A 14,423-nucleotide genomic window follows, 5' to 3' on the forward strand; every position below is an offset into this window, starting at 1 on the left:
CGGAGCCCACCCCGGGTCCACGCAACCTTGCTCTGGCCCTCGGCAAGCAGCTCAGCCTGCAGGGTTTCCTCGTGGGCGCTTACTCCGACAAGGCCGCTGAGTTCACGGACCTCATGGCGGGGTGGCTCGCGGAGGGTGTGGTGACGTGGGAAGAAACCGTGCGCGAGGGCTTGGACAACGCACCGCAAGACTTCCTCGACCTGCTCGCCGGCGGCAACACCGGCACGATGGTCGTCCCCTCTGACGGCCCCGGCGCTGCCGGTGTCGGCGCGACTCGCCGCGGCTGGTCCGGTCGCGATGAACACTCCGTGCCCGAGTGCTGCTAACGTCATCCTCGTTGCCTTTCTAGTCCACGTCCTACGTGGCCGACACGACCAACTCGCTCGCGCTACCAGTTCCGCGTGTGTGACCGGGTCGGAGAATCGGCGGCATGAGTTCTCCACACGGGAGTTCTCGCAACACAGATAGGCAACACCAAGTGGCAACCGGCACCGTGAAGTGGTTCAACAGCGAAAAGGGCTTCGGCTTCATCGAGCAGGACGGCGGCGGCGCTGACGTCTTCGTTCACTACTCGGCCATCGAGAGCGGCGGCTACCGCGAGCTCCAGGAAGGCCAGAAGGTCGAGTTCGACGTCACGCAGGGCCCGAAGGGTCCGCAGGCTGAGAAGGTCAAGGGTCTCTGACCTGTAGCACTTTCGAGACACCGATCTCGGCGAAGGCCCCCCGACCGCGAGGTCGGGGGGCCTTCGTTCTGCCCGGCGCGTTCCCGACAGGACCTCGCGTATGCCGGTGAGGTGGGAGACCCTGTCAGGGTGACCGCTCCGCTGCGCGAGGTCGACGACGAGTTCGCCGACTTCGTCCGCGCGCGCCAGCACGAGCTGCTCAGGGCGGCCTACCTCGTCTGCGGGGACGAGCAGCGGGCCGAGCGCCTCGTCCGGGAGGCGTTCACCACCCTCTGGGTGAGCTGGCGGACCCTGGGGGACGAGGACCTCGACGCCTTCGTCCGACGTGTCCTCTACCGCGCCCTCACCGCACGAGCCGGCCGGCGGTCCTCCGCGTCCGACCCGAGTGCGGAGCGGCCCCGCAGCGCCGTCGAGGTCGCGCTCGCAGCCCTGGCTCCACGCCAGCGGGCCGTCATCGTCCTGCGCCACGTCGAGCGTCGCAGCCAGCACGACGCGGCTGCAGCCCTCGGCCTGTCGACCCGTGGGGTCGCAGCACACGAGTCCGCGGCCCTCCGGCGCCTGGACGCGCTCCTGCCGGGGGTCGGGGCCTCACCCCCCGGCGCCCGGGTCGCCGACCTCGAGCGAGTCCTCGACGCGGCGGCCGAGCACCTCACCGAGCGTGACCTCGTCGCGCCCGCCCGTGAGGGAGCCCGGTCGATCCGGGAGCGACGTCGTCGCGCCGGAGCCACGGCCCTCGCCGTCGCCACGGCGGTGGTCGTGGGGGTGGTCGTCATCCCGTGGGGACCCGACGGCAGCGACCGGCCGACGACCTTCCGCCCGTCGCAGCCTCCGCAGCCGGTCGTGGGCGCGGAGTGGGACCCGAGCGAGGTGGACGTGCTCGGGGTCCCCGCACAGGTCGGTCCCACGGCGCGGCAGCTGGCCGACCTCCCCCGGGTCCCCGACGCCACGCGTGGCCAGCTCGCCCTGCCGGACGTGCTGGCGTTCGGGCCCGACACCCGGATGCCGGACCTCAGCGCGGTGGGAGGCAGCGGGGCACCCGTGCGGGCGGTCCTGCTGCGGCACACCGCGCAGGGTTTGCGGGCCGTGCTCGTGCGCCCGACCCTGGCCAACCCCTACGTGCTCGTCGACACCGTGCCCCTCGTCCCGACGCTCGACGAGGGCGGCACCTCCGCCGATCCGCTCGAGGTCACGGCCATTGCGGACGACCGGCGCCACGTCATGTTCCTCCAGCCGGGCAAGGTGCACGTCCTCGATGCCTTCACGGCGACGGTCCGGTCCTTCACGGTCCCCGACCGCCACCTCCATGAGGGCGGCTGGGTGGGTCGCGAGGTCAACGTGTGGTCACAGACCTACCGGTGGCGGGTGTCACCGGACACCGGTCAGGTGCGGCGCCTGGGCCAGGCGGTCTACCACGGACCGCACCGGGTCACGGCCACGGCGGACGACCTGCGGATCCAGGGCTACGACGACCGCGGCACCGGCTCGGCGAGCCGCACCGGTCCCGGCCTGCTCAGCGGCACCTGGGGAGCCACGTTCAGCAACGACGAGGACCGGCTCGCCACGGGCGGGTTCCTCAGCCAGCCGGCAGCACTGGAGCTGAACCGGCAGCGCCCCATGCGCCTGTTCCAGGGAGTGCTGACCCTCGACGCCCGGCAGCTGACCGGCGCCCGCCTGCTCGTGGCACCCGGCAGCGAGGGGGTCGCGGTCGGGTGCTGCGAGGTGCTGGGCTGGGCCTACAAGGACGAGATCCTCGTCCGGTGGAGGATCACCGACCTGCTCATGTGGAACGCCCGGACCGGTGCGCTCCTGCGCGTCTCCACCCTTCCGGGTCGACAGCAGGAGCCACCGGTTCTCGGCAGCCCCGCGGCGTCAGTCGCGATCGCCCCCTGACGCACGGCGAGCAGGCTCGAGTGGCCCTCTCTACGAGGCGGTCGACCGACCATGACCCTGCTCGGCGAGGCGGGCAGCCAGGGACGTCCTGTTGCTCACCCCCAGCTTGCGGAAGGCACGGCCGAGGTGGAACTCCACCGTCTTGGTGCTGAGGAACAGCGCGCCCGCGACCTCCTTGTTCGACCGTCCCTGCGCCACCAGACCGGCCACACGCAGCTCGCCGGCCGTGAGGGCCTGCCCCTCGGGGCCCTGCCGCACGGTGGCGCCGGACGCCCGGAGCTCCTGCTGGACACGGAGCACCCACGGCGTGGCGCGCAGCCCCACGAACACCGTCTCGGCGAGGCGGAGGTGCTTCCGGGCCTCCCGTCGAGCACCACAGCGGCGCAGCATCGACCCGGCGGTGAACCTCCACCGTGCCGCCTCGAAGACGTCACCGACCTCCTGGGCGTGCTGGAGCAGACGTTGCGCGCCCGCGTGGTCGTCGGCGAGCAGGGCCACGGCCACCGACCGGGGGCCCCGGCTCGGATGGCCCGAGCCGCCCAGGGCCCTCTCGGCCTCGGCCGTGCGTCCGGCCCGCACCAACGCCTCGACGAGGTCGAGCGTGCCGTCGGGGCCGAGGCCGGTGCAGCGCCGGTAGCACTCGACCGCCGACTCCGGCTCGTCGAGGGAGAGGTGCAGCAGGCCACGGATCGACCACGCGTCCTCCTCCAGCCAGCGCACCTCCAGGTGCTGCACGATCTCGCGGGCCTCCTCCGTGTGCTCCCAGCACGGCTCGCGCTCGCCGCGGGCCGCCTCGACGGCAGCCTGCCGCAGGAGCCCTTCGGCGACCTGGGTGCGCTGCCCGGACACCCGCGACAGCTCCGTGGCCTCCTCGAAGGCGGCATACGCCCGGTCCCAGAGCCCGCGCGAGTGGTCACGGATCGCGGCGAGCCGGACGACGCGCGGCGACCACATGAGCTCCCCGCTCTCACGCAGCCGGGTCACGTGCTGCTGGACCTCGGTGGGCAGCGCAGGGAGCTCGCGGTCCAGGAACAGGTCGGCGTTCACGGCCCAGAGCAGGAGCCCGAGGTGGTCGTCGAGCAACCGCTCCTCGCTCAGGACGGCCTGGGCCAGCCGCAGCGCCTCCTCGGCGCCCGGCTGGTCGCCGGCCAGGGAGGCAGCCGCTCCCCGGGCATGGTGGGCGAGGAAGCGCTGCACCGCGTCATCGGGGTCGTGCAGCGAGAGTGCGGTCGTCGCCGCGAGCCGGGCCCAGTCGGGTCGACGCGCATACATCCCGGCGAAGACCGCCTCGGCGGCTGCCCACACGCGCTGCTGCTTGCTCCCCGCCCTCGCGGCCTCCATGAGCAGGGAGAAGGCTTGGGAGGGGCGGCCCAGCGCGTGCTCGACGCGGCCCCGTTCGTGTAGCAGGACGGCTCTCGACTCGTCGACGTCGGTCGTCGTGACGGCCAGGGCGGCGTCGTAGAGGCGAGCAGCCCGGATCGCTGCGCCCCCACGGAAGGCGGCGTCGGCAGCCCGTCCGAGCCACCGCTGCCGCCGGTCGGAGTCCTCGGACAGCTCCGAGGCACGTTCCCAGGCGTCGGCCGCCTCCAGCGACGCGTCGCGACCGGCGCTCGACTCGGCCACGTCGGCAAGGGCGTCGGCGATCCCCTGGTGATGGCCCGAGACCGACTCGGCCATGTGCCAGGCCCATTGTCGGCGTCCGCCCGGTTCGGAGGCCCAGCACTCGCCGAGGACCGCGTGGATGCGTCGAACCTGCTCCACGGTGCCCTCCGCGGCGGTGCTGCGCACCAACGGGTGGCGCCACTGCACACCGTCCCGGGTCAGCCGGCCCAGACCGGTCTGCTCGAACGGCTCGAGGTCCGCCAGGGTGATGGAGAGCTTGGCCAACGCCTCCTCGACGAGGTCACCGGGCGCGCGACCGGCATACGCGAACAGCCGTGACCCCTCCCGTGCCGCAGGCGGCAAGGACGAGAGAAGGTGGCGATAGCTTTCGGTGGCCGACGTGTGCGGGAGCTGATGGGGGAGCGGGAGGGTCCCGGCGCGCACGTCCTCGTCGAGCAGTGCCGACGACTCCAGGATCGCGAGGGGGTTGCCGCCGGTGCGTTCCGTCAGGGTGGTCACGACATCCGTGGCCAGCTCGGGCACCAGTCGGCGGCACTGCGCCAGGGGCAGACCGTCCAGCCGCAGCTCCGGCACCGATCGGAGGAGCGGTGCGAGGCCGTCGTCGTCGGAGCCGTCAGCAGGCCGCGATCCGAGGATGACTGCGACCCGCTCCGCCGCCAGGCGTCGCGCGGCGAACACGACCGTTTCGGCAGAGGCGCGGTCCACCCACTGCAGGTCGTCGACGACGACGACCACGGGCCGTCGTTCGGCGCGAGCGGAGAGCAGGGCGACCAGGATGCCGCCCAGCACCATCCGCCCCGGCGGTGGGCCGTCCGTGGCCCCGGTCGCCACGAGCAGGGCACGCGACTGGGTGGGCGTCAGCACGTCGTACTTCTCGGGGTCGGGGCCGACGAGCATCGCGAGCGCCGCGAAGGGGACGTCGTGCTCGGCCTCGACCCCGGTCAGGCAGAGGAGGTCCACCGTGGGGTCGGCAGCCAGGTCGGAGGTGGCGGCTGCGAGCAGCGACGACTTGCCGATCCCCGGGGGACCGACCACCGCCAGCGCACCCCCCTGCCCGGCCACCGCGTCCGCGACGAGGTCCCGGAGCTGGGCGAGCTCGGCGTCACGTCCGATGACGTCTCGACTCACGCCTCAACCCTAGGCACACCCCGGAGCCGGCGCTCGCTTTTGCCCCGATCACGCACGGAAGTGGGCGACGCCCTGGGGCGCCGCCCACCACCGGCCGTGCTCAGGGTGCAACGGGCGGCGTTGCCGTGGGGTTGAAGTGGTGGCAGTAGGCGACCGGGACCGGGTAGGCGTGCTCGGCGTGCGGGATGGCTTCGGACGAGGTTCTGGTGGGTGCGTTCGCGGAGGCCCGCGCGGTGGCGTCGTTGCAGGCGGCTGCGGGGAGCGGCTGGGGTCCGGCCGCGAAGGCGGCCTGGGGAGCGACCGTCAGCACGCCGAGCGTGCTCAGGGTGACGGCGATCGTCCTGACGGTCCTACGGTTCATGGGAGTGCCTTTCGGGAAGCCGTGGCCCCTCGGTCACGGTCTGACTGTGTGGAACTCCGACGCTAGAGAGCACGGCCGGCCACGGCACCCGGGGTTTCCCTAGCACTCGACCGGCCGGCCGGGGTCGGTGATCCAGTGGCTCCACGACCCGATGTAGGGCGTCGCCTCGATGCCGGCGAGATGCAGGGCCAGCGCTGTGTGCGCGGCCGTGACGCCGGATCCGCATGTCGTCCCCACCGGGCCGGACTGGTCGACGCCGAGCCGCGCGAAGTAGTCCCTCAGCTCCTCCGGCGACCGGAAGCGGCCATCGCTCGCCAGCTGTTCCGCCATCGGCGCGTTGCGTGCACCGGGGATGTGGCCCGCGACGGCGTCGATGGGCTCGGTCTCGCCCCGGAAGCGTTCTGCCGCACGGGAGTCGAGGAGTATGCCGTCGCGCGCCACGCGCGCTGCGTCCTCGGCCTCGCGCACCGGGAGGGAACCGGGCACGACCCTCACGTCACCCGGGTCCACGTCCGGCACGTCGGAGGTCGCCACCAGACCAGCAGCCCGCCACGCGGCCAGCCCACCGTCGAGGACCCGCACGTCCGTGAGTCCCGCCCAGCGCAGCACCCACCACGCCCGGGCCGCCGCCAACGACGTCTCCTGGTCGTAGACCACCACGGCATCGCCGTCGCGGACTCCGACCCGCCGCAGGCCGGCCTCGAGCACGGCCGGCTCGGGCAGCGGGTGACGGCCACCGGGCCCCGGTGCGCCGGCGAGGACGGCGTCGAGGTCGAGGTGCGGTGCTCCCGGCAGGTGCGCCGCGGCATACAGGGCAGGACCCTCGCCGGTCAGGGTGTACTGGACGTCGAGCACGCGCACGGAACCGGCGTCGATGAGTGCCCCGAGCTCGGCGGGGGTGAGGAGCGTGGACATGGCGCCAGTCAACCAGTGGGAGAATCGTGCGGTCATGACTGCCGCAGCCCTCACCTCGACGCCCCTCCTGCCCCCGCTGCAGATCGGGCGGCACACGATCGAGTCACCCGTCGTGCTCGCGCCGATGGCCGGGATCACGAACCGGGCGTTTCGCCGGCTCTGCCGTGAGTACGGTTCGGCCGGCTCCGAGGCCGGTGGCGCGAGCGGCGCCACCAGCCTCTACGTCAACGAGATGGTGACCTCGCGCGCCCTCGTCGAGCGCAGCCCCGAGACGATGCGGCTCATCAGCCACGGGCCGGAGGAGCACCCTCGCTCGGTCCAGCTCTACTCGGTCGACCCGGTCACGGCCGGCCTCGCCGCCCGGATGCTCGTCACCGAGGACCGCGCCGACCACATCGACCTCAACTTCGGCTGCCCGGTCCCGAAGGTGACCCGCAAGGGCGGGGGAGCGGCACTGCCGTGGAAGACCGAGCTCTTCCGGGGCATCGTCAGTGCCGTCGTCCGTGAGGCCCAGTCCCACGACGTGCCGGTCACGGTGAAGATGCGGATCGGCATCGACGCCGACCACGTGACCTACCTCGAGGCGGGACGCATCGCCGAGGGTGAGGGCGCGGCCGCGGTCGCGCTGCACGGCCGCACCGCGGCGCAGGCCTACTCGGGACAGGCCGACTGGTCCGCGATCGCCCGGCTCAAGGAGGCGGTGACGACGGTGCCGGTCCTCGGCAACGGCGACATCTGGTCCGCCGACGACGCGCTCGAGATGGTGCGGCGGACCGGCTGCGACGGTGTCGTCGTGGGCCGTGGGTGCCTCGGCCGGCCGTGGCTGTTCACCGACCTCGCGGCCGCCTTCGCCGGCACGACCGCCCGCGTCCAGCCCGGGCTGCGCGAGGTGACGCAGACGCTCCGGCGGCACGCGGCATACCTCGTCGACTTCTACGACGGTGACGAGCTGCGTGGCTGCCGCGACATCCGCAAGCACATCGCGTGGTACCTCAAGGGCTTCCCGGCGGGCTCCTCGGTCCGCAACCAGCTGGCCCTCGTCGACAGCCTCCAGGCCCTCGACGACCTCATCGGGAGCATGGACCTCGACGCGCCGTGGCCCGGTGAGCCGGCCGAGGGTCAACGCGGCCGGGCGGGCTCGCCGCGGGTCGTGGCCCTGCCCGAGAACTGGCTGCGCTCGCGCGAGCTCGACGACGCCCAGCGCGCCCAGGTCGCGCAGGCCGAGCTCTCGGTCTCCGGCGGCTGAGCAGGACCTGACCGTGCTCGGTCGACCGCCCCGTCACTCGGGCGCGGTTCGTCCCCGGCTCTCCGGTCCGGCGATGGCTCCGGCTTGCTGCTCCGAGAAGGCGGGCAGCATCGCGGCCACACGCCTCATCTGGTCGGCACGCGCCTGCGCGGTCATGCCCATGAAGTGGAGCGCATGCGGGAAGGGGACCCGTGGCCTGGTCGCATAGGACTCGGCCGGTGAGTTGTAGCAGGTCTCGCTCGTGCGCCCGTCGAGGAACGGCTGGTTCCAGCCCGGCGGCAGCCAGCTCGTCCCGTCCAGGAAGCGCGAACCGGCCCCGGGGCGGGCCCAGTGGTGGTCCTCGTCCCCGCGGTTCCAGCCGAGGGCCGCGAGGACCGCGCCCTGGTCCGCCCATGGCCCCGGCTGCGGTCCGGCCTCCTCGACGGCATCGAGGAAGCCGAAGGCCTCGGGGCAGGACCGCATCAACCAGACCCCGGTGTTGGGGTTGACCCGGTGCTCGAACGGCACCTGTTCCAGCGCCAGGGCCTGGAAGTGCTCGGGATGGAGGTGCTGGGCGATGTCCTCGTCGTCGCGGGTGAGCAGGACGTCCGCGTCGAGCCACAGCGCGAGGGGAAACTCGGCCAGGGCCTGACGCAGCACGGCGATCTTGGCCCACTTGGCGCGTCGGGCGGCCCCGTCGGCCGCGTTGCCGTCGTCCGGGAGCTCGACCGCGCGCACCTCGTACCCCCAGCGACCGCCGTAGCGTCGGAACGTCGGCAGGGCGAGCTCATGGAGCAGCCCGCTCATGGTCGGGCCGGCCGCCGTCACCAGCACGCCGCGGCTGCCCGTGGGGGTCGGCGGGCGACGGGATGGGCTCGATCCGCTCATGACCAGTCCTCCTTCGGCCACTCTCCTCCGCACCGGTGTGCCGATGAGCGCTACTCGTTGTCGAACGGTACTGGTCGACGGACGGGGGCTGGTGCGATCGCCCGGTGTCCGTCCTGGCTGCCAGACTGCCGGCCATGCGACAGATCGGTATGCCGGGTGGCTCGGAGGAGCGTCCGGCGCTCTTCTTCCGCGACGCTGCGGAGTTCCGTGCGTGGCTCGAGGAGAACCACGAGACGGCCTCGGAGCTGTGGATGGGGTTGAACAAGAAGCACGTGGCGGACCGGGGGCTGACATGGGAGGACGCCGTGCCCGTGGCGCTGTGCTTCGGCTGGATCGACAGCGTCTCGCAGCGCATCGACGACGACACCCGGCGCCAGCGCTGGACCCCTCGCAAGTCGTCCAGCATCTGGAGTGCGGTCAACATCGCCCACGTCGAGCGGTTGACGGCCGAGGGCCTGATGCGACCGGCGGGCACCGCCGCGTTCGAGAGGCGCACACCCGAGCGCAGCGGCGTCTACGCCTACGAGTCCGGCCGTGAGCTCGATGACGCCCAGCGGGGCCGGCTGCGTGCCGACCCCGCCGCGGCAGCGTTCTGGGAGGCAGCAACGCCGACGTACCGCCGTGTCGCCGAGAACTGGGTCGTCTCAGCCAAGCGCGAGGACACCCGTGAGAAGCGGCTGCTCCAGCTCATCGACGACTGCGCGCAGGGCCGGCTCATCGCCGGCCAGCGCTACGGCACGACACCCAGGTGGGTCGAGCGCGCGGCCGCCGCCGCAGCCGCCGCCGGCGACGCCGGCGACGCCGGCGACGCTCGGGCCTAGCCGCTCGGCTCGTCGACGAGGTTCGCGGGAGGTGGCATCGCCTCGACGGCGAAGCCCCACTGCGAGAACACCGACGTCGTGACCCGATCGCCGATCGTCACGACCGACTCGACCGGGCGCCCGCCGCCGTCCAGGCACAGGCGCGCACTGGCGGTGGTCGGGGGAGCCGTGCCGGGCGATCCCTCCTCGTCCGCCTGCTCCGCCGCCAGCGCCCTGGCGGCGTCGAGGACGAAGGCGTGGCAGGTGGCCGGCACGTCACGGACCGTCGCCTCCGTCGGCCGCGCCACCGAGGTCGCCGCGTCGAGCGCACCGAGCAACCCCTCCGGCGAGACGTCCCGGAGGTATGCCGCGGTGTCGGCCTCGCTGAGCCGGCTCCACCGGTTCGTCGACTTCCGGTCGCCCTGGTCCTTGAGGTAGCCCACCCCCTCCACCAGGTCGAGGGTCCAGATGTCGTCGCCCACGTGCAGGACACGAGCGGACGGAGGCGCCGTGAAGTCCACCTCGATGTCCTCGTGGGTCCAGTCGTCACCGTCCTGCGTCATCCGGGTGACGACGACGGACCGGGCCGCAGCCGCCGCCTCGCGGGCGCTGGTGACCACGGCGGCCGGGTCACGCGTGGGGGAGGCTGAAGGCCGGGGTCCGTCCCCCGACGGGGACGGACCGGCGCCGCCGCCGTCGGTGCACCCGGCGAGCAGGAGAAGGGAAGCCATCAGGCCGGCCGTCCCGGCCACCACACAGCGCACGGCCACCTCTTCCCACCGCTCGAAGTCTGGTGCCACCCTATGCGTCGTCCGCCACCCTCTAGGGTCGCCCTTGTGACGTACACCGCCCGTGACCGGGAGCGATGGGTGGCCGAGGACCCGGCCCACAAGCGCGCCGACCGCGACGACTTCGCGCGGGACCGGGCCCGGCTCGTCCACTCCGCCTCCCTGCGGCGGTTGTCCGCCAAGACCCAGGTGCTCCAGCCGGGCAGCGACGACTTCGTCCGCAACCGGCTCACCCACAGCCTCGAGGTGGCCCAGATCGGGCGGGAGTTCGGTGCGGCTCTCGGCTGTGACGCCGACGTCGTGGACACCGCGTGCCTCGCGCACGACCTCGGGCACCCCCCGTTCGGCCACAACGGCGAGACGGCGCTCAACGCCATCGCCGCCGACATCGGCGGCTTCGAGGGGAACGCCCAGACGCTGCGCATCCTCACCCGGCTCGAACCCAAGCGCTTCCAGGCGGATGGGCGGCCCGCAGGGCTCAACCTCACCCGGGCCTCGCTGGATGCCGCGACCAAGTACCCGTGGGCCCGCGGGGAGGCGCCGACGGTGACCGCGAAGTTCGGGGTGTACGCCGACGACCTTCCGGTGTTCGAGTGGTTCCGGTCGGGGGCGCCGCCGGCTCAGCGCGCGTTCGAGGCCGAGGTCATGGACTGGTCCGACGACGTCGCCTACTCGGTGCACGACGTCGAGGACGCGATCGCCTCCGGGCGGCTGGACCCGCGGCTCCTGCGGGACGCCGCCGAGGTCGACGCCGTCCTCGAGGTCGCGACGGCGGCCTACGCGGCCGACCTCGGGGCCGATGCCCTCGGCGCCGCGCTGGAACGGATCCTGGCCACGGGGACCGTTCCCACGGCATACGCCGGCACACGGGCCGACCTCGCGGGGCTCAAGGACATGACCTCCCGGCTCATCGGCCGCTTCGTTCACGCCGTCGAGCTCGCCACGCGCGAACGGCACGGCATGGGTGACCTCGTCCGCCTCGAGGCGGACCTCGTCGTGCCCGACCAGACCCGGGCGGAGTGCGCCGTCCTCAAGGGGGTCGCCGCCCACTTCGTCATGAACGTCGCCGAGCGCGTCGAGCTCATGGCGGGGGAGCGCGACATCGTGGCGGACCTCGTCACCGCCTACCGCGAGGACCCGTCCCGGCTCGACGCCGACCTCCTCGCCGACCACGAGACGGCACCGTCCGACGAGGCCGCGCTGCGCGTGGTCGTCGACCAGGTCGCCTCGCTCACCGACGTCCGCGCGCGGCACCTGCACGCCCTCTGGTGCTGAGGGCCACCGGGGTGCCACGCATGGGGACACGGCCTCGGACCGACCGGAGCCGCGCGGCATACTGAACATCCACACGGGAGCACACGAGGACGGGAGGAGCGCGCGTGGCGGGCCGGATCAACGCCGACGACATCCAAGCCGTCAAGGAGCGCTCCTCGATCGAGGACGTCGTCCGTGACCACGTGACCCTCCGACCCGGTGGCGTCGGCTCGCTCAAGGGCCTGTGTCCCTTCCACGACGAGAAGACCCCCTCGTTCACGGTCCGGCCGACCGTCGGCGCCTACCACTGCTTCGGCTGCGGCGAGGGTGGCGACGTCATCTCCTTCGTGCAGAAGGTCGAGCACCTCACCTTCGCCGAGTCCGTCGAGCGACTGGCGGCCAAGATCGGCATGGAGCTGCGCTACGAGGAGGGCGGCCGCCGCGAGGACGGAGGCGGCATCGGCCGGCGCTCGCGGCTCATCGAGGCGCACCGGGTGGCCGAGGAGTTCTACGCGAAGGTGCTCGTCGACCGGCCCGACGCGCGACCCGCTCGCGACTTCATGCGCGACCGTGGCTTCAACCGGGCCGTCGCGGAGCAGTTCGGCATGGGCTTCGCGCCGCGCGGTGGCGAGGAGCTGACCCGCCACTTGCGCGAGAAGGGCTTCAGCGAGGACGAGATGGTCACGGCGGGCCTGTCCGGGCGGGGGAGCAGGGGGCTGTACGACCGCTTCCGCGGGCGGCTGGTCTGGCCGATCCGCGACGTCACCGGCGACACGGTGGGCTTCGGGGCCCGGCGGCTGCTCGACGACGACCGGATCGCCGCGAAGTACCTCAACACGTCCGAGACCCCGATCTACAAGAAGTCGACCGTCCTCTACGGCCTCGACGCGGCCAAGAAGTCGATCGCGACCGAGCGGCGTGCGGTCATCGTCGAGGGCTACACCGACGTCATGGCCGCGCACCTCGCCGGAGTCCGGGGGGCGGTGGCGACGTGCGGCACGGCCTTCGGCATCGACCACATCAAGATCCTGCGTCGGATCATGCGCGACGAGGCCGACGGCGCCCCCGCCAAGGTCATCTTCACCTTCGACGGTGACGCTGCCGGGCAGAAGGCCGCGATGAAGGCGTTCGGCGAGGACCAGCGCTGGGCCTCGCAGTCGTTCGTCGCGGTCGCCCCCGACGGCATGGACCCGTGCGACCTTCGCCTGGCCAAGGGCGACGACGCGGTCAGGGCGCTCGTCGAGGACGCGGTCCCGATGTTCGAGTTCGCCGTCCGCACGACGATCACCCGCTTCGACCTCGAGACGGCCGAGGGCCGCGTCCAGGCGATGCAGGCGGTCGCGCCGATCATCAACTCCATCCGGGACTCGTCGCTGCGACCCGAATACATCCGCACCGTCGCCGGCATGCTCGGGGTCGAGGTGGAGCAGGTCCTCAACGAGGTGCAGCGGGCCGGCCGGATCAAGGCCCGCGAGGTGTCCGAGGGCGCTCCGGCGCGCCCGGGCGACCGCACCCCGGCCTCGACCGACGACGTGCCCGAGCCCAGCGACCACGACCTCGCCGCTGCACTGCCGCCGCCGAACCTGCACGACCCGATCGTGCGCACCGAGCGCCAGCTGCTCCAGGCGCTGCTGCAGTACCCGACGCGCTTCAGCACGGAGACGATCGACGCGCTCCCGTCGGTGGCCTTCACCGCGCCGGCCCACGCCGCGATCTTCGACGGGGTGCGTGCCGTCGCGTCGAAGGCGTCGCAGCTGTCGACGGCCGGGTGGACGTCCGCGGTGGCCGAGGCGGGGACGCTCGCGGTGCGTGGGCTGCTCGCCGAGCTGTCGGTCGCGCCCCTGCCCACCAAGGTCGACCCGTCGACCGGCCTGCCGCCGCAGCGCTACCTCGACTCGCTCGTCATCGGCGTGCACGACGCCGGCCTCAGCCGCCAGATCGCCGACGAGACCGCGGCCATCCGCCGCCTCCAGAACTCACCCGAACCCGACCAGGAGGCCCTTCGTGAGCGCTCCCGCAAGCTCATCGAGCTCGAGATGAACCGTGCCCGCCTGCGCGATCGGCTCACCTCGTGACGCCGGGGCGCTTCGCCCGGTTGGGCGGGCTCGGACGGCGCGGTCCGGAGGTCCCGGACGAGCTGCGTTCGGTCCTCGGCGACCGTGCCGGTGACGTCCTGTCCGTCGCCCATGACGTCCGTTCCGGTGCGGACGTGGTCGCGACCACGACGCACGTGTATGCCGTCCAGTCCGGTTCCGTGGTCCTCGACCGGCCATGGCACATGGTCGACACCGGCTCCTGGGACGACGAGAAGCGCCGGTTGACGGTGCAGTGGGTGGACCGTGCACCGGCGACCGTGTGGGAGCTCGAGGACCTCGGGACGTTCCCCCAGGTGCTGCGTGAGCGGGTCCAGGCGAGCGTCGTGCTGGCCGACGAGGTCGACCTCGGGCCGAAGCGTCGGGCGCGCGTCGTCGTGCGCAAGGAGCTCGCGACCGGTGCCCTGCTGAGCCAGACCATCCTCGGCAAGGGGGTGCGCTCGTCCGACCCCGGAGTGTCCGAGGAGACCCGGGCGGCGCTGGACCGGCTGCGCGAGCAGGTCGGGCTCGACTGACCCTCCGGCGCCTTGGACCCGTGAACCCGGGGTGTGGGCGCGGACCGATGAGGTTCGCGAACCCCTGAAGCATTCGTGGACCGGATCGATCAGGTTCGCGAGCGGCAGGGCGGTTCGCGAACCGTTTGGCGCACGCGGTGAACGGCGTCCGTGGGGGAGATCGACCACGTGAGGCGGCCGTTTTCGCCGAGGCGCACACCCTTTGCTATCGTTGCGCAGCGCGCCGCCCGCGGCACGCCGCCAAGCGGTCGTCACGAACGC

At 72.8% G+C, this 14,423-nt stretch carries 13 protein-coding genes; 8 read left to right on the top strand and 5 right to left on the bottom strand.

Annotated elements, in window-relative coordinates:
• Nucleotides 1–71: 71 nt before the first annotated feature.
• From ACOJV9_RS07945 to ACOJV9_RS07955, 3 genes are all read left to right on the top strand, one after another.
• Nucleotides 72–326 (top strand): hypothetical protein, encoded by a 255-nt coding sequence (locus ACOJV9_RS07945; RefSeq protein ID WP_420184654.1) that lies wholly within the window; start codon nucleotides 72–74, stop codon nucleotides 324–326.
• Nucleotides 327–478: 152 nt separating this feature from the next.
• Nucleotides 479–682 (top strand): cold-shock protein, encoded by a 204-nt coding sequence (locus ACOJV9_RS07950; protein WP_035934215.1) that lies wholly within the window; start codon nucleotides 479–481, stop codon nucleotides 680–682.
• A 129-nt stretch (nucleotides 683–811) separates the two neighbouring features.
• On the top strand, nucleotides 812–2,572 hold the full coding sequence (locus ACOJV9_RS07955) for a sigma factor-like helix-turn-helix DNA-binding protein (RefSeq protein ID WP_420184655.1): 1,761 nt from the start codon (nucleotides 812–814) through the stop codon (nucleotides 2,570–2,572).
• 30 nt (nucleotides 2,573–2,602) lie between these two features.
• Here ACOJV9_RS07955 and ACOJV9_RS07960 read toward each other — a convergent pair whose 3' ends face one another.
• From ACOJV9_RS07960 to ACOJV9_RS07970, 3 genes are all read right to left on the bottom strand, one after another.
• Nucleotides 2,603–5,323 carry an AAA family ATPase gene (locus ACOJV9_RS07960; protein WP_420184656.1) on the bottom strand — a complete coding sequence of 907 codons (2,721 nt, stop codon included), beginning with the start codon at nucleotides 5,321–5,323 and terminating at the stop codon, nucleotides 2,603–2,605.
• Nucleotides 5,324–5,423: 100 nt separating this feature from the next.
• Nucleotides 5,424–5,684 (bottom strand): hypothetical protein, encoded by a 261-nt coding sequence (locus tag ACOJV9_RS07965; protein WP_420184657.1) that lies wholly within the window; start codon nucleotides 5,682–5,684, stop codon nucleotides 5,424–5,426.
• 99 nt (nucleotides 5,685–5,783) lie between these two features.
• Nucleotides 5,784–6,599, bottom strand: a complete 816-nt coding sequence (locus tag ACOJV9_RS07970; protein WP_420184658.1) for a sulfurtransferase — start codon at nucleotides 6,597–6,599, stop codon at nucleotides 5,784–5,786.
• Nucleotides 6,600–6,633: 34 nt separating this feature from the next.
• Between ACOJV9_RS07970 and dusB the strand changes: the two genes are divergently transcribed.
• On the top strand, nucleotides 6,634–7,845 hold the full coding sequence (gene dusB, locus ACOJV9_RS07975) for a tRNA dihydrouridine synthase DusB (RefSeq protein WP_420184659.1): 1,212 nt from the start codon (nucleotides 6,634–6,636) through the stop codon (nucleotides 7,843–7,845).
• A 33-nt stretch (nucleotides 7,846–7,878) separates the two neighbouring features.
• Here the strand turns inward: dusB and ACOJV9_RS07980 are convergent, their stop codons facing one another.
• The gene (locus ACOJV9_RS07980) at nucleotides 7,879–8,712 is read right to left on the bottom strand and encodes a glycosyltransferase family protein (RefSeq protein WP_420184660.1); all 834 of its coding nucleotides are present in this window, start codon (nucleotides 8,710–8,712) and stop codon (nucleotides 7,879–7,881) included.
• 134 nt (nucleotides 8,713–8,846) lie between these two features.
• Between ACOJV9_RS07980 and ACOJV9_RS07985 the strand changes: the two genes are divergently transcribed.
• Nucleotides 8,847–9,533, top strand: a complete 687-nt coding sequence (locus ACOJV9_RS07985; protein WP_420184661.1) for a YdeI/OmpD-associated family protein — start codon at nucleotides 8,847–8,849, stop codon at nucleotides 9,531–9,533.
• On the opposite strand, the gene ACOJV9_RS07990 is transcribed toward ACOJV9_RS07985, so the two are convergent.
• Complete coding sequence (locus ACOJV9_RS07990) at nucleotides 9,530–10,243, bottom strand: hypothetical protein (RefSeq protein WP_420184662.1); 714 nt, start codon at nucleotides 10,241–10,243, stop codon at nucleotides 9,530–9,532. The two genes, ACOJV9_RS07985 and ACOJV9_RS07990, sit on opposite strands and share 4 nt — an antisense overlap.
• A gap of 105 nt (nucleotides 10,244–10,348) precedes the next feature.
• Here ACOJV9_RS07990 and ACOJV9_RS07995 point away from each other — a divergent pair, with 105 nt between their 5' ends.
• From ACOJV9_RS07995 to ACOJV9_RS08005, 3 genes are all read left to right on the top strand, one after another.
• On the top strand, nucleotides 10,349–11,575 hold the full coding sequence (locus ACOJV9_RS07995; protein ID WP_420184663.1) for a deoxyguanosinetriphosphate triphosphohydrolase: 1,227 nt from the start codon (nucleotides 10,349–10,351) through the stop codon (nucleotides 11,573–11,575).
• 104 nt (nucleotides 11,576–11,679) lie between these two features.
• Entirely contained in the window at nucleotides 11,680–13,629 is a 1,950-nt protein-coding gene (dnaG, locus tag ACOJV9_RS08000) for a DNA primase (protein WP_420184664.1), read from the top strand.
• Complete coding sequence (locus ACOJV9_RS08005) at nucleotides 13,626–14,162, top strand: hypothetical protein (protein ID WP_420184665.1); 537 nt, start codon at nucleotides 13,626–13,628, stop codon at nucleotides 14,160–14,162. Before dnaG ends, ACOJV9_RS08005 begins: the two co-directional genes overlap by 4 nt.
• Nucleotides 14,163–14,423 lie beyond the last annotated feature (261 nt).

The organism is Knoellia terrae, from assembly GCF_048606435.1.
Lineage (GTDB): Bacteria > Actinomycetota > Actinomycetes > Actinomycetales > Dermatophilaceae > Knoellia > Knoellia terrae.